This window comes from Pseudomonas sp. TAA207 (assembly GCF_001529285.1).
In the GTDB taxonomy this organism is placed as follows: domain Bacteria; phylum Pseudomonadota; class Gammaproteobacteria; order Pseudomonadales; family Pseudomonadaceae; genus Aquipseudomonas; species Aquipseudomonas weihenstephanensis.
The window spans coordinates 74,863-98,686 of sequence record NZ_LLWJ01000068.1 but is presented as its reverse complement, the minus strand read 5'-3'; the positions used below and the strand labels follow the sequence as shown (position 1 = coordinate 98,686).

The 23,824-nt window shown below is 57.7% G+C and carries 19 protein-coding genes; 14 read left to right on the top strand and 5 right to left on the bottom strand.

Features of this window, described 5'->3' with window-relative positions; all coding sequences use genetic code 11:
- Nucleotides 1–236: 236 nt before the first annotated feature.
- Nucleotides 237–1,628, bottom strand: coding sequence for a class II fumarate hydratase (locus AP059_RS14970; protein ID WP_059764155.1), 1,392 nt, complete (start codon nt 1,626–1,628; stop codon nt 237–239).
- Between the two features lie 194 nt (nt 1,629–1,822).
- Between AP059_RS14970 and AP059_RS14965 the strand changes: the two genes are divergently transcribed.
- From AP059_RS14965 to AP059_RS14935, 7 genes are all read left to right on the top strand, one after another.
- Nucleotides 1,823–2,338 (top strand): DUF2059 domain-containing protein, encoded by a 516-nt coding sequence (locus tag AP059_RS14965; RefSeq protein ID WP_048365573.1) that lies wholly within the window; start codon nt 1,823–1,825, stop codon nt 2,336–2,338.
- Between the two features lie 11 nt (nt 2,339–2,349).
- Nucleotides 2,350–2,655 carry a BolA family protein gene (locus tag AP059_RS14960; RefSeq protein ID WP_059764153.1) on the top strand — a complete coding sequence of 102 codons (306 nt, stop codon included), beginning with the start codon at nt 2,350–2,352 and terminating at the stop codon, nt 2,653–2,655.
- A gap of 103 nt (nt 2,656–2,758) precedes the next feature.
- A complete protein-coding gene (gene trhO / locus AP059_RS14955; protein WP_059764151.1) occupies nt 2,759–3,697 on the top strand; it encodes an oxygen-dependent tRNA uridine(34) hydroxylase TrhO in 939 nt (312 codons plus the stop codon).
- A gap of 3 nt (nt 3,698–3,700) precedes the next feature.
- Nucleotides 3,701–4,336, top strand: a complete 636-nt coding sequence (locus AP059_RS14950) for a DsbA family protein (RefSeq protein WP_059764149.1) — start codon at nt 3,701–3,703, stop codon at nt 4,334–4,336.
- Between the two features lie 37 nt (nt 4,337–4,373).
- Nucleotides 4,374–6,155 (top strand): ABC transporter ATP-binding protein, encoded by a 1,782-nt coding sequence (locus tag AP059_RS14945; protein ID WP_165599944.1) that lies wholly within the window; start codon nt 4,374–4,376, stop codon nt 6,153–6,155.
- Between the two features lie 203 nt (nt 6,156–6,358).
- Entirely contained in the window at nt 6,359–8,815 is a 2,457-nt protein-coding gene (locus AP059_RS14940; RefSeq protein ID WP_059764147.1) for an EAL domain-containing protein, read from the top strand.
- A gap of 45 nt (nt 8,816–8,860) precedes the next feature.
- Complete coding sequence (locus AP059_RS14935; protein WP_059764145.1) at nt 8,861–9,649, top strand: TenA family transcriptional regulator; 789 nt, start codon at nt 8,861–8,863, stop codon at nt 9,647–9,649.
- 68 nt (nt 9,650–9,717) lie between these two features.
- Here the strand turns inward: AP059_RS14935 and AP059_RS14930 are convergent, their stop codons facing one another.
- The 4 genes from AP059_RS14930 to AP059_RS14915 form a co-directional block, all read right to left on the bottom strand.
- A complete protein-coding gene (locus tag AP059_RS14930) occupies nt 9,718–10,458 on the bottom strand; it encodes a YciK family oxidoreductase (RefSeq protein ID WP_059764144.1) in 741 nt (246 codons plus the stop codon).
- Nucleotides 10,459–10,503: 45 nt separating this feature from the next.
- The gene (mupP, locus tag AP059_RS14925) at nt 10,504–11,175 is read right to left on the bottom strand and encodes an N-acetylmuramic acid 6-phosphate phosphatase MupP (protein ID WP_059764142.1); all 672 of its coding nucleotides are present in this window, start codon (nt 11,173–11,175) and stop codon (nt 10,504–10,506) included.
- A gap of 3 nt (nt 11,176–11,178) precedes the next feature.
- Entirely contained in the window at nt 11,179–11,877 is a 699-nt protein-coding gene (gene ubiG, locus AP059_RS14920; protein WP_048365581.1) for a bifunctional 2-polyprenyl-6-hydroxyphenol methylase/3-demethylubiquinol 3-O-methyltransferase UbiG, read from the bottom strand.
- Between the two features lie 61 nt (nt 11,878–11,938).
- Complete coding sequence (locus AP059_RS14915; protein WP_059764140.1) at nt 11,939–13,270, bottom strand: TRZ/ATZ family hydrolase; 1,332 nt, start codon at nt 13,268–13,270, stop codon at nt 11,939–11,941.
- 106 nt (nt 13,271–13,376) lie between these two features.
- On the opposite strand from AP059_RS14915, the gene mtnA reads away from it, so the two are divergent.
- The 7 genes from mtnA (at nt 13,377) to cmk (ending at nt 23,811) form a co-directional block, all read left to right on the top strand.
- Nucleotides 13,377–14,453: an S-methyl-5-thioribose-1-phosphate isomerase gene (mtnA, locus tag AP059_RS14910; RefSeq protein ID WP_059764138.1), complete on the top strand. Its 1,077-nt coding sequence runs from the start codon at nt 13,377–13,379 to the stop codon at nt 14,451–14,453.
- 273 nt (nt 14,454–14,726) lie between these two features.
- Entirely contained in the window at nt 14,727–17,393 is a 2,667-nt protein-coding gene (gyrA, locus tag AP059_RS14905; protein WP_059764135.1) for a DNA gyrase subunit A, read from the top strand.
- 186 nt (nt 17,394–17,579) lie between these two features.
- Entirely contained in the window at nt 17,580–18,665 is a 1,086-nt protein-coding gene (gene serC, locus AP059_RS14900) for a 3-phosphoserine/phosphohydroxythreonine transaminase (RefSeq protein ID WP_059764358.1), read from the top strand.
- The gene (gene pheA / locus AP059_RS14895) at nt 18,665–19,759 is read left to right on the top strand and encodes a prephenate dehydratase (RefSeq protein WP_048365585.1); all 1,095 of its coding nucleotides are present in this window, start codon (nt 18,665–18,667) and stop codon (nt 19,757–19,759) included. The genes serC and pheA overlap by 1 nt, the downstream gene beginning before the upstream one ends.
- Nucleotides 19,760–19,770: 11 nt before the next feature.
- Complete coding sequence (gene hisC, locus AP059_RS14890) at nt 19,771–20,883, top strand: histidinol-phosphate transaminase (protein ID WP_059764133.1); 1,113 nt, start codon at nt 19,771–19,773, stop codon at nt 20,881–20,883.
- 4 nt (nt 20,884–20,887) lie between these two features.
- The gene (locus AP059_RS14885) at nt 20,888–23,119 is read left to right on the top strand and encodes a bifunctional prephenate dehydrogenase/3-phosphoshikimate 1-carboxyvinyltransferase (protein ID WP_059764356.1); all 2,232 of its coding nucleotides are present in this window, start codon (nt 20,888–20,890) and stop codon (nt 23,117–23,119) included.
- The gene (gene cmk / locus AP059_RS14880; protein ID WP_059764131.1) at nt 23,119–23,811 is read left to right on the top strand and encodes a (d)CMP kinase; all 693 of its coding nucleotides are present in this window, start codon (nt 23,119–23,121) and stop codon (nt 23,809–23,811) included. The genes AP059_RS14885 and cmk overlap by 1 nt, the downstream gene beginning before the upstream one ends.
- Nucleotides 23,812–23,824 lie beyond the last annotated feature (13 nt).

The following is a 23,824-nucleotide window of genomic DNA, read 5'->3' as shown; positions in this document are numbered from 1 at the left end:
AGGGTTTATGATCGCTGCGCAACCGGACATCGCCTTCGCCTGCGGCTACGCCAACCATGAATCATGGATCATCGGCCTGTAGCCGCTGACGAGCAACGCGAGGCTGCGTTCGGGCGCGAAGCGGTCGCAGATCATCCAATGCGGTGCTTCATAAACACCGCAGTCGAGGGTTTGTGATCGCTGCGCAACCGGACATCGCCTTCGCCAGCGGCTACGCCAACTTGTTGCGAGCAGGTTTAATGCTTGCCTGCTCCCAACATGTTTTGCGGCCGTACCCATTGGTCGAACTCGGCATCCGTCAAATAGCCCAATTGCAGCGCTGCCTCGCGCAAGGTCAACCCTTCGGCGTAGGCCTTTTTGGCGATTTCAGCCGACTTGTCGTAACCGATATGGGGGTTCAGGGCGGTGACCAGCATCAGGCCGCGCTCCAGGTGTTCAGCCATTTTGGCCGCATCCACTTCCAGGCCTGCGATGCAGTGCTTTTGGAAGTTGCTGCAACCGTCCGCCAGCAGTTGGATGGACTGCAACAGGTTGTGAATGATCACCGGTTTGTACACGTTCAACTGCAAGTGACCCTGGCTGGCAGCAAAACCGATGGTCACGTCGTTGCCCATCACTTGGCACGCCAGCATCGACAGCGCTTCGCACTGAGTGGGGTTGACCTTGCCGGGCATGATCGAGCTGCCAGGCTCGTTGGCTGGCAGTTTGATTTCAGCCAGTCCCGCGCGCGGCCCTGAACCCAGCAGGCGCAAGTCATTGGCCAGTTTCATCAGGGTCACGGCCAGGGTTTTGAGGGCACCCGACAGGTTGGTCAGGGGTTCGTGACCCGCCAGGGCGGCAAACTTGTTGGGTGCCGTGACAAACGGCAAGCCGGACAACGCCGCCAGTTCAGCCGCAATCGCCTCGGCAAAACCGTGGGGTGCATTCAGGCCGGTGCCCACCGCAGTGCCGCCTTGCGCCAGCTCGTAGACGGCGGGCAGGGCGGCGTTGATGCCGCGCTCCGCGTAATCGAGTTGCGCTATAAATGCAGACACTTCCTGGCCAAAGGTGATGGGTGTGGCATCCATCATGTGAGTGCGGCCGGTTTTGACCTGTTTCATGTGGCGAGCCGACAACTCGGCCAGCCCCCCTGCCAGCTCACTGATCGCAGGCAGTAATTGTTCGTGGACGGCTTTGGCGACAGCAATGTGCATAGCGGTCGGAAAACAGTCGTTGGAGCTTTGCGAGCGATTGACATGGTCGTTAGGGTGAACCGGCGATTTGCCACCGCGCCCCTTGCCCGCCAACTCATTGGCACGACCGGCCAGCACTTCGTTGGCGTTCATGTTGCTTTGCGTACCACTGCCGGTTTGCCACACGGCCAGTGGAAACTGGTCATCGTGTTCGCCGCGCAGCACTTCATCTGCCGCTTGTTCGATCAGGCGTGCAATGTCGGCAGGCACATCGCCGTTGCGATCATTAACCCTGGCCGCGGCCTTTTTGATCAGCACGAGAGCATGCAGCACAGGCAGTGGCATTTTCTCGTTGCCGATGGCGAAGTTGATCAGCGAACGTTGAGTTTGCGCGCCCCAATAGGCGTCCTCCGGCACATTCACTTCACCCAGGCTGTCGGTTTCGATACGGCTCATCAGGCGGCTTCCTCTCAGAATGTGATCACACAGCTTAGGCGCTGATTGAGCCTAGGGGTTCAATCTTTGGTTTTAGCGACTTTTGTCGATGGGATGAGAACGACTATCAGATGCGGGGTTGAGTGACACACTTTGTTAGGCGCAGAATGGGCGCCCTTGGGGTTCGACCTCGCTTGCTAGATAAAGGAAACTCGATGACCCGTCTTCGCGCCATCTGTACAGCAGTTGCTCTGGTATGCGCCAGCGGCCAGGTTTTTGCCGATGCTGCTAGCCACGCTGCCAGTGCTGAAACCTTCCTCAAGCTGGCCCATGCCGACAAGCTGGGTACCCCGGTATACATGCAAGTGCAGCAAATGTTTGCCCAGCGTTTTGAGCAAACCAAAGCCCCGGCGGCCAAGAAAGCCCTGCTCGAAACCTACCAGGCCAAAGCTAACACCGCTCTGGACCAGGCCATTGGTTGGGACAAACTGAAACCGGACATGATCAAGCTGTACACCACCAACTTCAGCGAAACCGAACTCAAGGACCTGGTGGCGTTCTACCAGTCGCCGTTGGGCAAGAAAGTCCTGGAAAAAATGCCGCAACTGACTCAGCAATCGGCCCAAATGACCCAGGCCAAGCTGGAAAGCGCGGTGCCGGTGGTCAACAAGCTGTTGGCCGACATGACAGCAGAACTGGAGCCTAAAGCGGCCCCGGCCAAAAAGAAGTAAGCGGAGCCTGAATGGACATGCAACAACGTATCGAATCGACGCTGAGCGCGTTGCAGCCCGTGCACCTGAACGTGCTGGATGAGAGCCACATGCACAGTCGCGGGTTGCAGACGCACTTTAAGGCGGTGGTGGTCAGCGAGCAGTTTGCCGGGCTTAACAGCGTCAAGCGTCACCAAAAGGTTTACGCCACGTTGGGTGACTTGATGGGTGAGTTCCATGCGTTGGCCTTGCACACCTACACGCCTGATGAGTGGGCGAAAATCGGCACAGCCCCGGCATCGCCGACCTGTGCTGGCGGTGGTCACTCGTTGGCTTAACACGTCGGCTTTTTGCTAGAATCCGCAGCGCGCCGCTCAGCCGGCGCGTTTTTTTTTGCATCCGGTTCACCCCTTACGAGGGTAGCCACCTGGAGACATACCCATGACTGCACCTATCGTTGTTGCTGCACTGTATAAATTCGTCACGCTTGAAGATTACGTCGAACTGCGCGAGCCCTTGCTCAAGGCGATGGTTGATAACGGCATCAAAGGTACGCTGCTGATCGCCGAAGAAGGCATCAACGGTACGGTATCCGGCAGCCGTGAAGGCATTGACGGGCTGATGACCTGGCTGCGCGCCGACCCGCGCATGGTCGATATCGACCACAAAGAATCCTACTGCGATGACCAGCCGTTCTATCGGACCAAGGTCAAGCTGAAGAAAGAAATCGTCACTCTCGGTGTTGAAGGCGTAGACCCGAACAAGAAAGTCGGTACCTATGTCGACCCTGAGAACTGGAACGCGCTGATCAGCGACCCTGAAGTGCTGCTGATCGATACCCGCAACGACTACGAAGTATCGATTGGTACGTTTGAGGGGGCCATTGATCCGAAGACCACCAGTTTTCGTGAGTTTCCGGACTACATCAAAGCCAACTTCGACCCGGCCAAACACAAGAAGGTCGCTATGTTTTGCACCGGGGGCATTCGCTGCGAAAAGGCGTCGAGCTATATGCTCAGCCAAGGGTTTGATGAGGTGTATCACCTCAAGGGCGGCATCCTTAAGTACCTTGAAGAAGTGCCGCAAGAAGAAACCAAATGGCAGGGTGACTGCTTCGTGTTTGATAACCGTGTGACCGTGCGTCATGACCTGACGGAGGGCGAGTACGACCAGTGCCACGCCTGCCGCACACCGATCAGTGCCGTCGATCGCGAATCCGAGCACTATCAGCCGGGTATCAGTTGCCCGCATTGCTGGGACAAACTGAGCGAAAAAACCCGTCGCAGCGCCATTGACCGCCAAAAGCAGATCGAGTTGGCCAAGGCCCGCAACCAGCCGCACCCGATTGGCCACAACTACCGTAAACCTGCCGAGGCCTGAGCCATGTCAGCGCGCCTGCTCTATGTGATGGACCCCATGTGCTCGTGGTGCTGGGGGTTTGCAGCCACCGCTCAAGCCTTGGTTGAGCAGGCGCAGGCGGCCGGGGTTGAGTTGCATCTGGTGGTGGGGGGGTTACGTACCGGCAGCGGTGCGGCGCTTGAACCCGCGACCCGACGCTACATCCTTGAGCACTGGCAGGCGGTGAACCAAGCCACCGGTCAGGCGTTCACGTTTGAGGGCGCTTTGCCCGAAGGTTTTGTGTACGACACCGAGCCTGCGTGCCGGGCCATTGTGGCGGCGCGCAGTCTGGCGCCCGATTGCGCATGGACGTTGCTGGGCTTGATCCAGCAGGCCTTTTACGTCCTGGGGCGTGATGTGACCCAGGCCAGCGTGCTGGTGGAACTGGCCGAAACGGCAGGGCTACCGCGCATTGAGTTTGCGGCGGCTTTTGACAGTGCAGAACAACACGCGGCCACAGCGGCGGACTTTACCTGGGTACAAGATTTGGGTATCGCAGGCTTCCCGACCTTGTTGGCCGAGCGTCAGGGGCAATTGGCGCTACTGACTAACGGTTACCAACCCCTCGAACCTTTATCCGACTTGCTCGGCCGTTGGCTTGATCGCGCTGCGAGTGCGTAACTCCAAGGAACTCCTTCTGAATACCCATAACACCCAGATACCGGACCGCCTGACGTGGGCTGAAATCCGTCGATTAGCCCTGCGTCACAAAAAAGCCTTGTGGATTGCCAATGGCGTCGCGGTGCTGGCCACGTTGTGCAGCGTACCCATTCCGTTGCTGCTGCCTCTGCTGGTGGATGAAGTCTTGCTGGGCAACGGTGATGCGGCGCTCAAGGTGATGAATCAATTGCTGCCCACCACCTGGCAGTCTTCTGTGGGCTATATCGGCCTGATGCTGCTGGTGACGCTGATGCTGCGCTGTGGCGCACTGCTGTTCAACGTGCTGCAAGCGCGGCTGTTTTCACGCCTGGCCAAGGACATCGTGTTCCGCATCCGCTTACGCTTGATCGAACGCTTGAAGCGTATTTCGCTGGCCGAATACGAGAGCCTGGGCAGCGGCACGGTGACGACCCATCTAGTCACCGATCTTGAGACCCTCGACAAGTTTGTGGGTGAAACCTTGAGCCGCTTTCTAGTGGCCATGCTCACGCTGGTGGGCACATCGGCCATTTTGTTGTGGATGCATTGGGAGCTGGCGTTACTGATTCTGTTGTTCAACCCCTTGGTGATTTACGCCACCGTACAGTTGGGCAAGCGCGTTAAGCATCTTAAAAAACTCGAAAACGACAGCACCTCGCGCTTCACCCAGGCGCTGACTGAAACCCTGGATTCCATCCAGGAAGTGCGTGCTGGCAATCGTCAGGGTTATTTCCTCGGACGGCTGGGGCATCGGGCCAAAGAAGTGCGTGACTTTGCTACCGCGTCGCAATGGAAAAGTGACGCCTCCAATCGTGCCAGTGGTTTGCTGTTTCAGTTCGGTATCGACATTTTTCGCGCCGCGGCGATGCTCACAGTGCTGTTTTCGGACCTGTCGATCGGGCAGATGCTCGCAGTATTCAGTTACCTGTGGTTCATGATCGGACCGGTAGAGCAGTTGTTGAACCTGCAATATGCGTTTTACGCAGCCAGTGGAGCAATGACGCGTATCAACCAGCTGCTGGCGCGTGCCGACGAGCCGCAATACCCGGGGGGTGCCGATCCGTTCAAGGGTCGGCAAACCGTGGGGCTTGAAGTGCGTGAGCTGTGCTTTAGCTATGGCGAGGAGCGGGTGCTCGATCACCTGAACCTCACCATCGCGCCAGGTGAAAAAGTGGCCATTGTCGGGGCCAGCGGCGGGGGTAAAAGCACGTTGGTGCAACTGCTGCTGGGGCTTTATACGCCGCAGTCGGGCAGCATCTTTTTTGCGGGCGAAAGCCAGCCGGATATCGGCCTGGAAACCATCCGCGAACACGTCGCGGTCGTTTTGCAACACCCGGCTTTGTTCAACGACACGGTGCGCGCCAACTTGACAATGGGGCGTGAACGCACCGATGAAGCCTGCTGGCGCGCGCTGGAAATCGCTCAGCTCGACGGGACGATTCGTACCTTGCCCCAAGGGCTGGACAGTATTGTCGGGCGTTCGGGGGTGCGGTTGTCGGGGGGGCAGCGCCAACGTCTGGCCATTGCGCGCATGGTGCTGGCTGATCCCAAAGTCGTGATCCTTGATGAGGCCACCAGCGCGCTGGATGCGGCCACGGAATACAACCTGCATCACGCTTTGGGAAAATTCTTGAGCGGGCGCACTACGTTGATCATCGCTCACCGCTTATCTGCGGTAAAACAGGCGGATCGGGTGTTAGTGTTCGATGGCGGCCGTATTGCCGAGCAGGGTGAGCATCAACAGCTCTTGGCCGAAGGTGGCTTGTACGCGAAGTTGTACGGGCATTTGCAGCAAAGTTGACGCAGGGGTGACGTTGCGTTTTTTGTGTTGAGTGCTTGAATCCCCTCCATGATTCTCTTTTATGTTACAGATTGCCCTGCGCCGGGTTTATCGAAACGTGTCAGCACGTCTGGTTGTTTCGGTTGTCAGAATTTGGCCAGGGGTAAGCAGCAATGAGGCATTTTCTCTGGTTTTCATCTGGCAGTCTGATTGAAAGGGAACTCATGAAACGCAAACGTCCACTTGCAACACCGCGGCTTTTGGGGATTGTCTGGCCCTTTATTGCCGTGGTGCTGTTTCAGGCGTTATTAGGGTGCGTGAGCCTGTACATGCTCTCGGCGGTACGCGGCTATGTCGCGGGGGAGAGTTTGTGGTCCAAAGGTCAGAAAGACGCCATCTATTACCTGAATCTGTACGCTGACAGCCGCGATCAGGCCATCTTCGAAAAGTATCAGCAAGCCATCCGCGTGCCGCAAGGCGGGCATAACCTGCGCCTTGCGCTGGATCAATCACCTCCCGATTTGAGCGCCGCGCGTGAAGGCATTTTGCAAGGCGGCAACAGCCCGGATGATGTGACGAGCATCATTTGGTTTTATCGCAATTTTCGTGATTTCAGCTATCTGGATACCGCGATACAGAAGTGGACGGTGGGCGACGATTACCTGGTGCAGCTCGACACGCTGGCTCAGGAAATACACCAAAAAATCAGTGCCAACCAGGCGACTGATGCGGACGTCAAACGCTGGAAAGCCAATATTTTTGCCATCAACGAAGCAGTGACACCCGCCGCCAAGGCGTTCAGCGACGCCTTGGGCGAGGGGTCACGGTTTATTCAGCAATTGTTGATTTTTATTAACCTGGCAACGGCATTGATGCTGATTCTGCTGGCGCTGTTGCGCACCCATAAAATTCTGGCGCAACGCCGTGCATTTGCTCAAGCGCTGGAGGTTGAGAAAGAACGCGCGCAAGTCACCCTTGAATCGATTGGTGACGGGGTGATTACCACCGACGTGACCGGTGCCATCGATTACATGAACCCGGCGGCCGAATTACTTACCCATTGGAAGGCGCAGCAAGCTCAAGGCGTGCCGCTGGCGGCATTGTTCAAACTGCTGGATGAAAACGCGCAAGATGATGGTTTCAAGCTCATGGACCATATCCTCAGTGGCCAACTGGGTAATAGCAGTGAGCACTCCAAACTGATTCAGCGCATGGATGGCAGCACCGTGTCGGTAACGTTAGTGGGGGCGCCGATTTTCAGTGCAGGCAAAGTCAGCGGCTCTGTACTGGTGCTGCATGACATGACGCAGGAGCGGCAATACATTGCCAATTTGTCATGGCAAGCCACGCACGATGCACTCACGGGTTTGGCGAATCGCCGCGAGTTTGAGTACCGCCTGGATCTGGTGTTGCAAAACCTCGGGCGTCAGCACGGTCGGCATGCGTTGATGTTTCTGGATCTGGATCAGTTCAAGCTGGTGAACGACACCTGCGGCCATGCAGCAGGCGACGAATTGCTGCGCCATATTTGTGCGCTGCTGCAATCCGGGTTGCGCGAGGGCGATACATTGGCCCGTCTGGGTGGGGACGAGTTCGGTATCCTGCTGGAGAATTGTCCTCCCGATGTGGCAGAAAAAATCGCTGAGGGCCTGCGACAAACCGTGCAAAGTCTGCACTTCGCCTGGAAAGGCCGGCCATTTCTCAACACCATCAGCATTGGGCTGGTGCACATCCATCAGGCGCCCGTTACGTTGGAAGGGTTGCTGCGTGCAGCGGACATGGCCTGTTACATGGCCAAAGAGAAAGGCCGCAACCGTGTTCAGGTCTACCATGCCGATGACTCTGAACTGTCGTTGCGTTTTGGTGAAATGGCCTGGGTGCAACGCCTGCATGTCGCCCTTGAAGAAAACCGCTTTTGCCTTTACGCCCAGGAAATCACCCCTTTGGGGCAGGATATTGAGGGCGGCCATATCGAGATACTGCTGCGTCTGCACGATGAGTCGGGGCATATTATCTTGCCGGACAGTTTTATTCCGGCCGCAGAGCGTTATGGTCTGATGACCTCAATCGATCGCTGGGTCGTTGAGAATGTGTTCAAAGTGATTGCGCAGTGCACGGCCTTGGGCTCGGACCAGCCGATGGCAATGTGCGCGATCAACTTGTCAGGTTCCACCATTGGCGATGATGACTTTTTGGCGTTTTTGCATGAGCAGTTCGAATGCTACGCCGTGCCACCGTCGCGCGTGTGTTTCGAAATAACGGAAACCAGCGCTATTTCCAATCTTGGCAGTGCCATCCGCTTCATCAATGACCTTAAGGGGTTGGGGTGTCATTTCTCTTTGGATGATTTTTGCGCGGGTATGTCGTCGTTTGCATATTTAAAACACCTGCCCGTCGACTTTCTTAAAATAGATGGCAGTTTTGTCAAGGATATGCTGGACGATCCTATTAACCGCGCTATGGTTGAGGTTATTAATCATATCGGGCATGTTATGGGTAAACGCACGATTGCCGAGTTTGTTGAAACCCCGCAAATTGAGCAGGCGCTGATCGAAATTGGTGTCGATTATGCTCAGGGTTACATCATTGAACGCCCGCAATTGTTTACCTGTGACAGCTTGTTGTGCCGCCCCAAGCGCGCATTGCCATTGGCAATGAAGGCGCCGGGCACGTTCCGTTGATGTCTAGCAGGTATGTCTTAATCACCTCTCAGAAGGAACTCGATTGTGATCGATACATTTAATCGTACGGGGCCGCTCATGGACGCCGCCAGTTATCCACAGTGGGCTCAGCAGCTCATCCGTGACTGTGCAGAGAGCAAGCGTCGAGTTGTCGAGCATGAAATCTACAAGCGCATGCGTGACAACACGATCCACCCCAAGACTATGCGCATGTATTTGATCGGGGGTTGGCCAGTCGTTGAGCAATTCTCGTTGTACATGGGTCGTAACCTGGGCAAAACCCGTTACGGAAGGCGCCTGGGTGAGGATATGGCGCGTCGCTGGCTGATTCGTAATATTCGGGTCGAGCTCAACCATGCCGATTATTGGGTGCACTGGGCCAAGGCGCATGGCGTCAGCCTTGAAGACATGATCAAGCAAGACATCCCGGCCGAGTTCCAGGCGCTCAATGACTGGTGCTGGCATACCTGTGCAACGGATTCGCTCGAAGTGTCGATGGCGGCCACCAACTACGCCATTGAAGGGGCGGTGGGTGAGTGGTCCGCGGTGGTGTGCTCAACCAGTGTGTACGAAGAGTCGTTCCCGGAAGAGGGGCGTAAGCGCGCCATGAAGTGGTTGAAAATGCATGCTCAGTACGATGATGAGCATCCATGGGAAGCGCTGGAAATCATCTGTACCCTGGTGGGTTTGAACCCGGCGGAGGAAGAACTTGCTGCACTGCGCAAAGCAGTCTGCAAAAGTTACGACTATAAATACTTGTTTCTGCAAGCCTGCCTTCAGTACGAAAAGACATTTGTTGCGCAGGAACGTCGGGAGCTGGTTGAGGCCGGTTAACGATCCGAGGGTGTGAAAAAACCGCAGGCTGCATGACAGGCAGCCTGCGGTTTTTTGTTTGTGCGCGATTACTGTGCGTCGAATGCTTGCCCGTTGATCCCGGTACTGTCCGGGCCCATCAGGTACAGATACACCGGCATGATGTCCTGCGGCAGCGGGTTGTTCTGCGGGTTTTCGCCGGGATAAGCCTGCGCACGCATGCTGGTGCGGGTAGCGCCGGGGTTGATGCTGTTTGAGCGCACTGGTGCGATGCCTTCGACTTCGTCCGCCAGGGTTTGCATCAAGCCTTCTGTGGCGAATTTCGACACACCATACGCACCCCAGTAAGCGCGACCTTTGCGACCTACGCTGCTTGAGGTGAAGATCACCGAAGCGTCTTGCGACAGTTTGAGCAGCGGCAGCAGGGTGCTGGTGAGCATGAAGACGGCATTGACGTTCACCTGCATCACGCGCATGAAATTCTCGCCAGACAACTGCTCCATCGGCGTGCGCGGGCCGATGATTGAGGCGTTGTGCAGCAGGCCGTCAAGGTGGCCGAATTCACTTTCGATCATGGCCGCCAGTTCGTCGTACTGGTGAGGCAGTGCGGTTTCCAGATTGAAAGGAATGACTGCGGGCCGAGGATGGCCTGCGGCTTCAATCTCATCGTATACCTGGCTCAGGTTGGCTTCGGTTTTGCCCAGCAGCAGAACGGTTGCACCCTGCGCGGCGTAGGTTTTGGCGGCGGTTGCGCCGATACCCCGACCCGCGCCCGTGACCAGAATTACGCGGCCCTGAAGCAAGTCAGGGCGAGCAGAATAATCAAACATAAAACACCTCTACAAAAATCAACGAACGAACGCGTTGCAGGCTGCTCAGCAGCTGCACATCGCGTTATCCAATACTTTGCGCAAGTCTGAAGGTTGATCGACCACCACGTCAGCACCCCAGTGATCGGGGTTGTCGTCCGGGTTGATATAGCCAAAGCGCACGGCAGCAGTCTTGGTGCCAGCATCGCGCCCGGACTCGATGTCGCGCAGGTCGTCGCCGACGTACAGCACGCTGGAAGGGTCAAGATTGAGCAGTTTGCAGGCAAGAATCAGCGGCTCGGGATCGGGCTTGCTGTGGGTCACGTGGTCAGGGCAGATCAGTACCGCTGAGCGTTCCGCCAGCCCCAGCCGTTCCATGATCGGCTGGGCAAAGCGCACGGGTTTGTTTGTAACCACGCCCCACACCAAATGCGCCTTCTCGATGTCGGCCAGCAACTCGGCCATGCCGTCGAACAATTTGGTATGGACGGCGCAATCACGCTGATAACGCTCCAGAAACTCAAGGCGCAAGGCTTCAAAGCCCGGCGCTTCGGGGTCCATGTTGAAGGTCACAGCGACCATCGCGCGCGCACCGCCCGAGATTTCGTCGCGGATCAGTTTGTCTGCGATAGGGGGCAGGTCGCGCTCGGCACGCATGGCCTGGCAGATGGCAATGAAGTCCGGCGCGGTGTCGAGCAGGGTGCCGTCCATGTCAAAAAGAACTGCTCTTAAACGCATGTCTTACTCCTCGCGCAGGGTCTGGATCATGTAATTGACGTCAACATCGGACTCAAGCTTGTAGTGCTTGGTCAGCGGGTTGTAAGTCAGGCCGATGATGTCTTTAACGCTCAGTCCTGCCTGGCGGCTCCAGGCGCCCAGCTCGGAGGGGCGAATGAACTTCTTGAAGTCATGCGTGCCGCGCGGGATCAGCTTCATGATGTATTCAGCGCCGATGATCGCGAACAGATAGGCTTTCGGATTGCGGTTGATGGTCGAAAAGAACACCTGGCCGCCTGGCTTGACCATGCGGTAGCAGGCGCGGATCACCGAGGCCGGGTCGGGCACGTGTTCCAGCATTTCAAGGCAAGTGACCACGTCGAACTGTGCTGGCATTTCAGCGGCCAGTTCCTCAGCGGTGATTTGGCGGTACTCCACATTCACCCCGGATTCGAGCTGATGCAGGCGCGCGACGGCCAACGGAGCTTCGCCCATGTCGATGCCCATGACGTCTGCACCGCGTTGCGCCATGGACTCGCTGAGGATGCCGCCGCCACACCCTACGTCGAGCACCTTTTTACCGGCCAGTTGTACGCGTTCGTCAATCCAGTTGACGCGCAGCGGGTTGATGTCATGCAGGGGTTTGAACTCGCTTTCACGGTCCCACCAGCGATGGGCAAGCGCTTCGAATTTAGCGATCTCGGCGTGGTCAACGTTGCTCATGGGTCAATCCTCTAAAACTAAAACGGGGTAATGCTCCGGGTCCATGCCCCAAGCGTTGGAATCAATGGGTGTGGCCGCTGATGCGGTCGCCCCAGGCCTTGGCGGTCGCGACCAGGTGTGGTTCGTTCAGGCGGGTCAGGCGTCGGTCTTCGACCAGTTGCTTGCCACCGACCCACAGGTGTTGCACGCAGTCGCGGCCCGTGGCGTAAATCAGCTGTGACACAGGGTCGTAGACCGGTTGTTGAGCCAGGCCGCTGAGGTCGAAGGCCACCAAGTCTGCCAGCTTGCCGATTTCGATCGAGCCGATGTCGCTTTCCAGCCCCAGTGCGCGCGCGCCGTTGAGGGTGGCCATGCGCAAGGCGCGATGGGCATCCAGGGCTGTGGCCGAGCCTGCAACGGCCTTGGCCAGCAGGGCGGCAGTGCGTGTTTCACCAAGCAAATCGAGGTCATTGTTGCTGGCCGCGCCATCGGTGCCAACCGCGACGTTCACGCCGGCTTGCCACAAGCGTTCAACCGGGCAAAAGCCACTGGCCAGTTTCAGGTTGGATTCGGGGCAGTGAATGACGCTGGTGTTGCTTTCTACCAGCATTGTCAGGTCGTCATCGCTGATCTGGGTCATGTGAACGGCCTGAAAGCGCGGCCCCAGCAGGCCCAGGCGCGCCAGGCGGGCCAGCGGACGTTCGCCGCTGTGCTCGACAGCCTGGTTTACCTCGAAGGCTGTCTCGTGCACATGCATGTGAATCGAGGCGTCCAGCTCGTCGGCCACAACGCGGATTTTTTCCAGATTGTCATCGCTGACTGTGTACGGTGCATGAGGGCCGAAGGCAATTTTGATTCGCGGGTGGTATTTCAGATCACCGAACAGTTCGACAGCCTGGCGCAGCGATTCATCAGTCGAACTGGCGCCCGGAATGGGGAAGTCGAGAATCGGTATGGCGACCTGAGCGCGAATGCCGCTTTCGTGCACGCGGTCGCAGGCCACTTTGGGGAAGAAATACATGTCGCTGAAGCAGGTGATGCCGCCCTTGAGCTGCTCGGCAATGGCAAGGTCGGTGCCGTCGCGAACGAAGTCTTCGTTTACCCATTTACCTTCTGCGGGCCAAATATGCTGTTCCAGCCAGGTCATCAGGGGCAGGTCATCGGCCATGCCGCGGAACAGGGTCATTGCAGCGTGCCCGTGAGCGTTGATCAGTCCGGGGCAAAGCAACATGTCTGGCAGTTCGCGGGTTTCGTTGGCCGTGTGCTTCAGTGCGGCGTGACGCGGGCCGATGAACACGATGCGGCCATCGCGAACGCCCACGGCATGGTCCTTGAGTACGACGCCGGCAGGTTCGACAGGCACCAGCCAGGTTGGCAGCAGGAGTAGGTCGAGGGACATAGGGGCAGTCGGCATCGAAAAAGGATTCCAGTGCTTTATAAAAGGAGGGCAAGTATACCCGAGCGCCCGGCCGGGCGGCTCGCTATAATCGGCGGCTTTGTTCTGGGTGATGGGGGAGTGCATGCGCGATCGACTGTTGGCAGCAGAAAAGGTAAAGGCCATCGATTGGCGAGGTGAGGCCCTGTATTTGCTGGATCAGCGTATCTTGCCCTTCGAAGAAAGCTGGTTGCCCTACACCAGCGCTGATGGCGTCGCACAGGCCATTCGCGACATGGTTGTGCGTGGCGCGCCCGCCATTGGTATTGCGGCGGCCTATGGCGTAGTGCTTGCTGCACGCAGCCGCCATGCGCAGGGAGGCGACTGGGTGGGCGCGTTGGAGGAGGACTTCGCACTGCTGGCAGATTCACGGCCAACGGCAGTCAATCTGTTCTGGGCGCTTAACCGCATGCGTGACCGCCTGACGCGCGCGCACCACCGTGCTGATGTGTTGCAGGTGCTGGAAGCCGAAGCGATTGCCATCCATGAAAGCGATCGCGAGGCCAACCTGACGATGGCGCAATTGGGCGTTGATGTAATTCGTCGGCATCAGGGCAATGCGCAAACAGTCCTGACCCATTGCAATACGGGGGCATTGGCCACTGGCGGCTTTGGTACGGCGCTGGGGGTTATCCGTGGCGCGTTTATCGAAGGCATGATTGAGCAGGTGTATGCCGATGAAACCCGCCCCTGGCTGCAAGGCTCGCGCCTGACAGCGTGGGAGTTGGTAAACGAAGGTATTCCGGTAACGCTCAATGCTGACTCGGCGGCTGCGCACATTATGAAAACCAAGGGCGTGACCTGGGTGATCGTCGGGGCTGACCGGATTACCGCTAACGGCGATGTGGCGAACAAAATCGGCACCTATCAACTGGCCGTCAATGCGATGCACCACGGCGTACGTTTTATGGTGGTTGCGCCCAGCTCCACGATTGATATGGCCTTGGCCAGCGGGGAAGACATCCCGATTGAAGAGCGCGCGGGCGATGAGCTGCTGAGTGTGGGCGGCAAGCGGGTCGGGGCGGATGTACCCGCCTTTAACCCGGTGTTTGATGTCACGCCCGCCGATCTGATTGATGTGATCGTCACCGAGAAGGGTATCGTCGAGCGTCCGGACGCGGCCAAAATGGCTCAGTTAATGTGCCGTAAGCGTCTGCATTAATGCGCTCTCAGCTCCTCTGAGCGCGTTTAAGCCGACAATGGGTGCACTTACTGTGTGCCATGCGCATCTGAGGGATAGGTGCGTGGCGGCGTTTGTGATAACATCCGGCGGTTTCCAGGGTGGCTCGCAAGGGTTGCCCTTAATGCGCAAATCCGTGTCATAACTCGTTGATTTGTCGTAAGTCGTTGCTTGGCACGTGGCCAGCATCGGCGAGCTTCGTTCGTCCCGAATGGATGTGGCGAAGTTTCACCCGAAAAAGGAATCAGGCTTCTCATGGGCGAACTGGCCAAAGAAATCCTCCCGGTCAATATCGAAGACGAGCTGAAACAGTCCTACCTCGACTACGCGATGAGCGTAATTGTCGGGCGGGCACTGCCTGATGCACGCGATGGCTTGAAGCCCGTGCACCGGCGTGTGCTGTTCGCGATGAGCGAACTGAACAACGACTGGAACAAGCCGTACAAGAAATCTGCCCGTGTGGTCGGTGACGTGATCGGTAAGTATCACCCGCATGGTGATACTGCGGTTTACGACACCATCGTTCGAATGGCTCAGCCATTCTCCCTGCGCTACCTGCTGGTAGACGGTCAGGGTAACTTCGGTTCGGTTGACGGCGACAACGCTGCCGCCATGCGATACACCGAAGTGCGCATGACCAAATTGGCCCACGAATTGCTGGCCGATTTGCACAAAGAGACCGTGGACTGGGTGCCGAACTACGACGGCACGGAAATGATCCCGGCAGTCATGCCAACGCGCATTCCAAACTTGTTGGTCAACGGTTCCAGCGGTATCGCTGTGGGCATGGCCACCAATATTCCACCGCATAACCTGGGTGAAGTGATCGACGGCTGCCTGGCGCTGATCGATAACCCGGAGCTGAGCATCGATGAGTTGATGCAGTTCATTCCGGGGCCTGACTTCCCGACGGCTGCCATCATTAACGGTCGCGCGGGCATCATTGAAGCCTATCGCACCGGTCGTGGCCGTATTTACATGCGCGCCCGCTCGATGATCGAAGACATCGACAAGGTCGGTGGTCGCCAGCAGATCGTGATCACCGAGCTGCCCTACCAGTTGAACAAGGCGCGATTGATCGAAAAGATCGCCGAGCTGGTTAAAGAGAAGAAACTCGAAGGCATCACCGAGCTGCGCGACGAGTCTGACAAAGACGGCATGCGTGTAGTGATCGAGTTGCGTCGCGGTGAAGTGCCGGAGGTTATTCTCAATAACCTTTACGCCCAGACCCAACTGCAAAGCGTCTTTGGTATCAACATCGTTGCCCTGGTCGACGGTCGTCCGCGCATCCTGAACCTCAAGGATCTGCTTGAAGCGTTCGTCCGTCACCGCCGCGAAGTCGTGACCCGTCGTACCGTATTTGAACTGCGCAAAGCCCGTGAGCGGGGCCACATCCTTGAAGGTCAGGCGGTTGCCTTGTCCAACATCGATCCGGTGATTGCGCTGATCAAGGCTTCGCCAACCCCGTCGGAAGCCAAGGAAGCGCTGATCAGCACACCTTGGGAGTCCACGGCGGTCGTGGCGATGGTTGAGCGTGCCGGTGCCGATTCGTGCCGCCCTGAAAACCTTGACCCGCAATACGGTTTGCGCGACGGCAAGTATTTCCTGTCGCCAGAACAGGCCCAGGCGATCCTTGAGCTGCGCCTGCACCGCCTGACCGGCCTGGAGCATGAAAAGCTGCTGGCCGAGTATCAGGAAATCCTCAACCAGATCGGTGAGCTGATCCGCATCCTCAACAGTGCCGTGCGCCTGATGGAAGTGATCCGCGAAGAGCTGGAAGTCATCCGTGCCGAATACGGCGACGTGCGCCGCACTGAGATCCTGGATCACCGCCTTGACCTGACGCTGGGTGACATGATCCCGGAAGAAGAGCGTGTGGTGACCATTTCTCATGGTGGCTACGCCAAGACCCAGCCGCTGGCTGCGTACCAGGCTCAGCGCCGTGGCGGTAAAGGTAAATCGGCAACTGGCGTGAAGGATGAGGACTACATTGCTCACCTGCTGGTCGCCAACAGTCACACCACGCTGTTGCTGTTCTCCAGCAAGGGCAAAGTGTACTGGCTCAAGACGTACGAAATCCCGGAAGCCTCCCGTGCTGCACGCGGTCGTCCGCTGGTCAACCTGCTGCCATTGGGTGAGGGTGAATACATCACCACCATGTTGCCGGTTGAGGAATACACCGAAGGTCACTTCATCTTCATGGCTACCGCGAACGGTACCGTGAAGAAGACCCCGCTGGAATCCTTCAGCCGTCAGCGCAGTGTGGGTTTGATTGCTCTGGAGCTGGACGAAGGTGATGTGCTGATCAGTGCCGCCATCACCGATGGTGAGCGCGAAGTCATGCTGTTCTCTGACGGTGGCAAGGTCACGCGCTTCAAAGAGTCCGATGTGCGTGCAATGGGCCGTACGGCTCGCGGCGTGCGTGGCATGCGTCTGCCTGAAGGGCAGAAGCTGATTTCGATGCTGATTCCTGAAGAGGGCAGCCAGATCCTTACCGCTTCGGCGCGTGGTTATGGCAAGCGCACCGCGATCAGCGAGTTCCCTGAGTACAAACGTGGCGGTCAGGGCGTGATTGCCATGGTCAGCAACGAGCGCAATGGCCGTCTGGTCGGTGCGGTTCAGGTGCTGGACGGTGAAGAAATCATGCTGATTTCCGATCAGGGCACCCTGGTGCGTACCCGTGTTGACGAAGTGTCGAGTCTGGGGCGTAACACTCAGGGCGTCACCCTGATCAAGCTGGCCAGTGATGAAACGCTGGTCGGGTTGGAGCGGGTTCAGGAACCTTCGGAAATAGAAGGCGAAGAGCTTGAGGGTGAAGAGTCTGAAGGGGGTGTTGAGATCGACGGCGAGGTCCTCCTGGATGCCGCCGACGGCGAGCAACCACTAGAGGCTGGCGCTGACGAAGAGCAGCCGCAAGAATAAGCGGACACACAGGGGGGCGGATGAAGATTCGCCCCCTTGTTGTATGTGTAGGCGTTGCGCAGCGGCGCGAGGCTGCGATCTTTTGATCTGCCATGCAGGTGTGTACACAAAAGATTGCCGTCTCGCAGCACTGCGTAACGCCCATCGATTTATGGCGTGACCCACCAAATCAGAGCGAGAGTGGATGTGAGCAAACGAGCCTATAACTTCTGCGCAGGTCCAGCTGCGCTTCCTGAAGCTGTCCTGTTGCGTGCCCAGTCCGAGTTGCTCGACTGGCATGGCAAGGGCCTGTCGGTTATGGAAATGAGCCATCGCAGCGATGAGTTCGTGTCCATTGCAACCAAGGCTGAGCAGGACCTGCGTGACCTGCTGTCTATCCCCTCGAACTACAAGGTTCTGTTTCTGCAAGGCGGCGCGAGCCAGCAATTTGCTCAGATCCCGCTGAATTTACTGCCTGAAACCGGCACAGCGGACTACATCGATACCGGTATCTGGTCGCAAAAAGCCATCGAAGAAGCTTCGCGCTTTGGCTCGGTCAACGTGGCGGCAACGGCCAAGCCGTACGACTACTTCGCGATCCCGGGTCAAAACGAATGGAATCTGACCAAGAACGCGGCCTATGTGCATTACGCGCCAAACGAAACCATTGGTGGCCTGGAATTTGACTGGATTCCCGAGACGGGCGATGTACCGCTGGTTGCAGATATGTCTTCGGACATTCTGTCGCGTCCCGTGGATGTTTCGCGTTTTGGCATGATTTACGCAGGTGCCCAGAAGAACATTGGCCCCAGCGGTATTGTGGTTAACATCATTCGCGAAGACTTGCTGGGCCGTGCGCGCTCGATCTGCCCGACCATGCTCGATTACAAGGTCGCGGCCGATAATGGCTCGATGTACAACACGCCGCCCACCTTGGCCTGGTACTTGTCGGGTCTGGTGTTTGAGTGGCTCAAGGAGCAGGGCGGCGTAGACGCTATCGGCAAGCTTAACGAAGTCAAAAAACGCACGCTGTATGACTTCATTGATGCCAGCGGCTTGTACAGCAACCCGATCAACAAGCCTGACCGCTCCTGGATGAACGTGCCGTTCCGTCTGGCAGATGACCGCCTCGACAAGCCGTTCCTGGCCGGTGCCGAGGCGCGTGGCTTGTTGAACCTCAAAGGTCACCGTTCGGTAGGCGGCATGCGCGCTTCTATCTATAACGCAGTGGATATCAACGCGGTCAACGCGCTGGTTGGCTACATGGCAGAGTTCGAGAAGGAACACGGTTGATGTCAGAGCAAGAACTCAAGGCGTTACGTGTACGCATCGACAACCTGGACGAAAAGGTTCTGGAGTTGATCAGTGAGCGTGCGCGCTGTGCGCAAGAAGTGGCGCGGGTCAAAATGGCGTCTCTGGCTGAAGGCGAAGTGCCAGTGTTTTATCGGCCTGAGCGTGAAGCTCAGGTGCTCAAGCGTGTGATGGAACGCAACAAGGGCCCGCTCGGTAACGAAGAGATGGCGCGCTTGTTCCGCGAAATCATGTCGTCGTGCCTGGCACTGGAGCAACCGCTCAAGGTGGCTTATTTGGGGCCTGAAGGCACGTTCACGCAAGCCGCCGCCATGAAACACTTCGGCCATGCAGTCATCAGCAAGCCGATGGCTGCGATTGATGAGGTGTTTCGCGAAGTGGCAGCGGGGGCGGTCAATTTTGGTGTGGTGCCGGTAGAAAATTCTACCGAGGGCGCTGTGAACCACACGCTGGACAGCTTCCTTGAGCACGACATGGTCATTTGTGGTGAGGTGGAGCTGCGTATTCACCATCATTTGCTGGTGGGTGAAAACACCAAGACCGACAGCATCAGCCGTATCTACTCCCATGCCCAGTCGCTGGCCCAGTGCCGCAAGTGGCTGGATGCGCACTACCCCAATGTTGAGCGCATCGCTGTATCGAGCAATGCCGAAGCCGCCAAGCGAGTGAAGGGTGAGTGGAACTCGGCGGCAATTGCTGGCGATATGGCTGCGGGCCTGTATGGCTTGACGCGGCTGGCTGAAAAAATCGAAGACCGTCCGGACAACTCCACGCGGTTTTTGATGATCGGTAACCAGGAAGTACCCCCAACCGGTGATGACAAAACCTCGATCATTGTGTCGATGAGCAACCGTCCTGGTGCGCTGCATGAGTTATTGGTGCCATTCCATGAAAACGGCATCGACCTTACGCGCATCGAGACCCGCCCTTCGCGCAGTGGTAAATGGACCTATGTTTTCTTCATCGACTTTGCAGGCCATCACCGCGACCCGTTGGTCAAAAGTGTGCTGGAGCAAATCAGTCAGGAAGCGGTAGCGCTCAAAATATTGGGCTCCTACCCCAAAGCGGTTCTTTAAGGCGGTTTGACATGAGCGGTGATTTTCTCGCCCTGGCACAGCCGGGCGTGCAACAACTTTCGCCTTACGTCCCGGGCAAGCCTGTGGACGAGTTGGCGCGTGAGCTGGGCATTAGCCCTGAAACCATCGTCAAATTGGCGAGCAACGAAAACCCTATGGGCGCCAGCCCCAGGGCACTGGCAGCTATAAATGATGCGCTGGCTGAGCTAACGCGGTATCCCGATGGCAATGGCTTTGCGCTCAAAAGCTTGCTGGCCGAGCGCTGTGATGTGCAGATGGATCAGGTCACGCTGGGTAATGGGTCCAATGACATTTTGGAGCTGGTGGCGCGCGCCTATCTGGCGCCGGGCTTGAATGCCGTGTTCAGTGAACATGCCTTTGCGGTGTATCCGATTGTGACCCAGGCGGTGGGGGCGCAAGCCCGTGTTGTTGCAGCCAAGGCATGGGGCCATGATTTGCCTGCCATGTTGGCTGCAATCGACTGCAACACGCGCGTGGTGTTCATCGCCAATCCGAATAATCCGACAGGGACCTGGTTCGATACAGATGCGTTGAACGAGTTTTTGCAGGACGTTCCACCGGGAGTGCTGGTGGTGCTGGATGAGGCCTATATCGAATACGCAGACGGCGGTGACTTGCCGGATGGTCTCGAGTTTTTGTCCGCCTATCCAAACCTGCTGGTGTCGCGTACGTTCTCCAAGGCATACGGCCTGGCGGCGTTACGTGTTGGCTACAGCCTGTCGACAGCCGTTGTGGCTGATGTGTTGAACCGCGTCAGGCAGCCATTCAACGTGAACAGTCTGGCGTTGGCCGCTGCTTGCGCAGCACTGCAGGACACGGATTACCTGGCACAAAGCCGCCGTCTGAACGACGCCGGGATGCAGCAATTGCAGGATGGCTTCCAGGTATTGGGTTTGAGCTGGATTGCTTCCAAAGGCAACTTTATTGCATTGGACCTTGGGCAAGAGGCAGCGCCTGTGTATCAGGGTCTGCTGCGTGAAGGTGTGATTGTGCGTCCGGTGGCCAACTACGGCATGCCGAACCACTTGCGCATCACGATTGGTACGCCAGCGGAAAACATTCGCTTGCTTGAGGCGTTGGCCAAGGTGCTTGTTCGTGGTTGATGTTATGTCGAGTCAGAGTGTCAGGCCTGTTTTTGGGCGCTTGGTGGTGGTTGGATTGGGTCTGATTGGCGGCTCTTTCGCCAAGGGCATGCGTGAAAGTGGTTTGTGCGCAGAGGTGGTGGGCGTCGATCTCGACGCGGCGTCACGCGTACTGGCTATTGAGCTGGGCGTGGTCGATCGCTGTGAAACTGATTTGGCGCTGGCGTGCAAGGGCGCTGATGTGATTCAGTTGGCCGTGCCGATCCTGGCGATGGAAAAAATGCTCGCCCTGTTGGCGGGGATGGATCTGGGACCGGCGATACTGACCGACGTGGGCAGTGCCAAAGGCAATGTCGTGCGTGCGGCAACTCAGGCATTTGGTGGCATGCCGGCGCGATTCGTACCGGGGCATCCGATTGCAGGGTCAGAGCAGAGCGGCGTGGAAGCGTCCAATGCCAGCCTGTTCGAGCGGCACAAAGTTATTTTGACGCCGGTGGCCGAGACCGATGCTGCTGCGTTGGCTGTGGTTGACGCAATGTGGCGTGCCCTTGGGGCTGACGTCGAGCATATGCAAGTTGAACGTCACGATGAAGTCCTGGCGGCCACTAGCCATTTGCCACACTTGCTGGCCTTCGGTTTGGTTGACTCACTTGCCAAGCGCAATGAGAACCTCGACATTTTTCGTTACGCAGCGGGTGGCTTCCGCGATTTCACAAGAATCGCAGGTAGCGACCCGGTGATGTGGCATGACATCTTCCTTGCGAACCGCGAGGCGGTGCTGCGCACATTGGATACATTTCGCACTGATCTCGACGCCTTGCGCGACGCGGTCGATGCAGGGGACGGGCACCAGCTATTGGGCGTGTTCACGCGCGCCCGGGTTGCCCGCGAGCATTTCGGTAAAATCCTGGCCCGCCGGGCATATGTGGACCCTATGAATTCTAAAGATCTGATTTTCCTGGCAAACCCTGGTGGCCAAGCAACTGGCCGGATTCGTGTACCAGGCGATAAATCCATTTCTCACCGTTCGATCATGCTGGGTTCTTTGGCGCAAGGCACCACAGAAGTGGAAGGTTTCCTTGAGGGTGAAGACGCCCTGGCAACCTTGCAGGCATTCCGTGACATGGGCGTGGTCATCGAAGGTCCGCATCATGGTCGCGTGACCATTCATGGGGTTGGCCTGCATGGCTTGAAAGCGCCGCCTGGTCCAATTTATCTGGGCAACTCCGGGACATCGATGCGCCTGTTGTCGGGTTTGTTGGCTGCTCAACCCTTCGATACCACCCTGACCGGTGATGCGTCGCTCACCAAGCGTCCAATGAATCGGGTGGCCAATCCGTTGCGCGAAATGGGCGCGGTCATTGAGACGGCTGCCGAGGGTCGTCCGCCGATGACCATTCGTGGCGGTCACAAGCTCAAGGGCATGGATTACACCTTGCCGATGGCCAGTGCTCAGGTGAAGTCCTGCCTGCTGCTGGCCGGCTTGTACGCTGAGGGCAAAACCTCCGTCACAGAGCCGGCGCCGACCCGTGACCACACCGAGCGCATGCTGCGCGGTTTCGGCTACCCGGTAACTGTTGACGGGGCAACGGCATCTGTTGAGTCGGGTCACACATTGACAGCGACACACATTGAAGTGCCGGGCGATATTTCCTCGTCGGCCTTCTTCCTGGTGGCGGCCTCGATCGCTGAAGGTTCTGATCTGGTGCTTGAGCATGTCGGCATCAACCCGACCCGTACCGGCGTAATCGACATCCTGCGTTTGATGGGGGCTGATATCACCCTTGAAAACGAGCGGGAAGTGGGCGGCGAGCCTGTCGCGGATCTGCATGTACGTGCAGCCAGGCTCAAAGGCATCGAAATTCCTGAAGCCTTGGTGCCGTTGGCCATTGATGAGTTCCCGGTATTGTTCGTAGCGGCTGCGGTCGCTGAAGGGCGCACGATCCTGCGGGGCGCGGAGGAGTTGCGGGTTAAGGAGTCCGATCGCATTCAGGTCATGGCAGATGGCTTGCTGGCTTTGGGTGTGAAGTGCGAGCCAACCCCGGACGGCATCATCATTGATGGCGGCTCCATCGGTGGGGGCGAGGTTCACGGTCACGGTGACCACCGGATCTCGATGGCATTCAGTGTGGCCTCGCTGCGCGCAACTGCACCTATCCGTATCCATGACTGCGCCAACGTCGCCACCTCGTTCCCGAACTTTCTGGCCTTATGCAAACAAGTTGGCATGCGTGTAGCGCAAGAGGCGCAATCGTGATGAATCAGGCGCCGGTGATCACCATTGATGGCCCGAGCGGTTCGGGGAAAGGGACGGTCGCGGCGCGCCTGGCCAAGGAATTGGGCTGGAACCTGCTGGATTCGGGTGCCTTGTACCGTTTGCTGGCATTGGCTGCCCACAATCATCGTGTGAAGGTAGGTGTAGAAAACGAAGCGACGTTGAGTCAGTTGGCCAGGCATCTGGACGTGCAATTCGTCGGGGCGACAGAAGGTACGCCAGCCAAGATTGTTCTTGAGGGCGCAGATGTCACCCAGGATATTCGCAATGAGGATGTAGCCGCCGGGGCGTCCGAAGTTGCTGCTTTGCCCGCTGTTCGCGCGGCTTTGCTGGAGCGTCAGCGTGCTTTTCAGGAGTTTCCTGGCTTGGTTGCTGATGGTCGTGACATGGGGACGGTGGTTTTTGCAGAGGCGCCACTGAAAATTTTTCTGACGGCCAGCGCCGAAGAGCGCGCTCGGCGCCGTTACTTGCAGTTGAAGGCTAAGGGCGATGATGTTAGTCTCCCGCGTCTGCTGGACGAGATACGTGTCCGCGATGAGCGTGACACGCAGCGTGCAATAGCCCCGCTCAAGCCGGCGGCTGATGCCATACAGCTAGACTCTACGGAGTTATCTGTCGAGCAGGTGCTTGAACGCATCAGAAGCGAGATCGCCCAGCGCGATATCGCCAGATGACCAAGAAAGCGTG

Excerpts from the sequence above, each read along its gene's own strand:
- AP059_RS14930 (WP_059764144.1), bottom strand. The coding sequence starts at position 10,458 with ATGTTTGATTATTCTGCTCGCCCTGACTTGCTTCAGGGCCGCGTAATT.
- mupP (WP_059764142.1), bottom strand. The coding sequence starts at position 11,175 with ATGCGTTTAAGAGCAGTTCTTTTTGACATGGACGGCACCCTGCTCGAC.
- AP059_RS14885 (WP_059764356.1), top strand. The coding sequence starts at position 20,888 with ATGTCGAGTCAGAGTGTCAGGCCTGTTTTTGGGCGCTTGGTGGTGGTT.
- hisC (WP_059764133.1), top strand. The coding sequence starts at position 19,771 with ATGAGCGGTGATTTTCTCGCCCTGGCACAGCCGGGCGTGCAACAACTT.
- ubiG (WP_048365581.1), bottom strand. The coding sequence starts at position 11,877 with ATGAGCAACGTTGACCACGCCGAGATCGCTAAATTCGAAGCGCTTGCC.
- cmk (WP_059764131.1), top strand. The coding sequence starts at position 23,119 with ATGAATCAGGCGCCGGTGATCACCATTGATGGCCCGAGCGGTTCGGGG.
- AP059_RS14915 (WP_059764140.1), bottom strand. The coding sequence starts at position 13,270 with ATGCCGACTGCCCCTATGTCCCTCGACCTACTCCTGCTGCCAACCTGG.
- gyrA (WP_059764135.1), top strand. The coding sequence starts at position 14,727 with ATGGGCGAACTGGCCAAAGAAATCCTCCCGGTCAATATCGAAGACGAG.
- AP059_RS14965 (WP_048365573.1), top strand. The coding sequence starts at position 1,823 with ATGACCCGTCTTCGCGCCATCTGTACAGCAGTTGCTCTGGTATGCGCC.
- AP059_RS14970 (WP_059764155.1), bottom strand. The coding sequence starts at position 1,628 with ATGAGCCGTATCGAAACCGACAGCCTGGGTGAAGTGAATGTGCCGGAG.
- AP059_RS14960 (WP_059764153.1), top strand. The coding sequence starts at position 2,350 with ATGGACATGCAACAACGTATCGAATCGACGCTGAGCGCGTTGCAGCCC.
- trhO (WP_059764151.1), top strand. The coding sequence starts at position 2,759 with ATGACTGCACCTATCGTTGTTGCTGCACTGTATAAATTCGTCACGCTT.
- mtnA (WP_059764138.1), top strand. The coding sequence starts at position 13,377 with ATGCGCGATCGACTGTTGGCAGCAGAAAAGGTAAAGGCCATCGATTGG.
- AP059_RS14940 (WP_059764147.1), top strand. The coding sequence starts at position 6,359 with ATGAAACGCAAACGTCCACTTGCAACACCGCGGCTTTTGGGGATTGTC.
- pheA (WP_048365585.1), top strand. The coding sequence starts at position 18,665 with ATGTCAGAGCAAGAACTCAAGGCGTTACGTGTACGCATCGACAACCTG.
- AP059_RS14950 (WP_059764149.1), top strand. The coding sequence starts at position 3,701 with ATGTCAGCGCGCCTGCTCTATGTGATGGACCCCATGTGCTCGTGGTGC.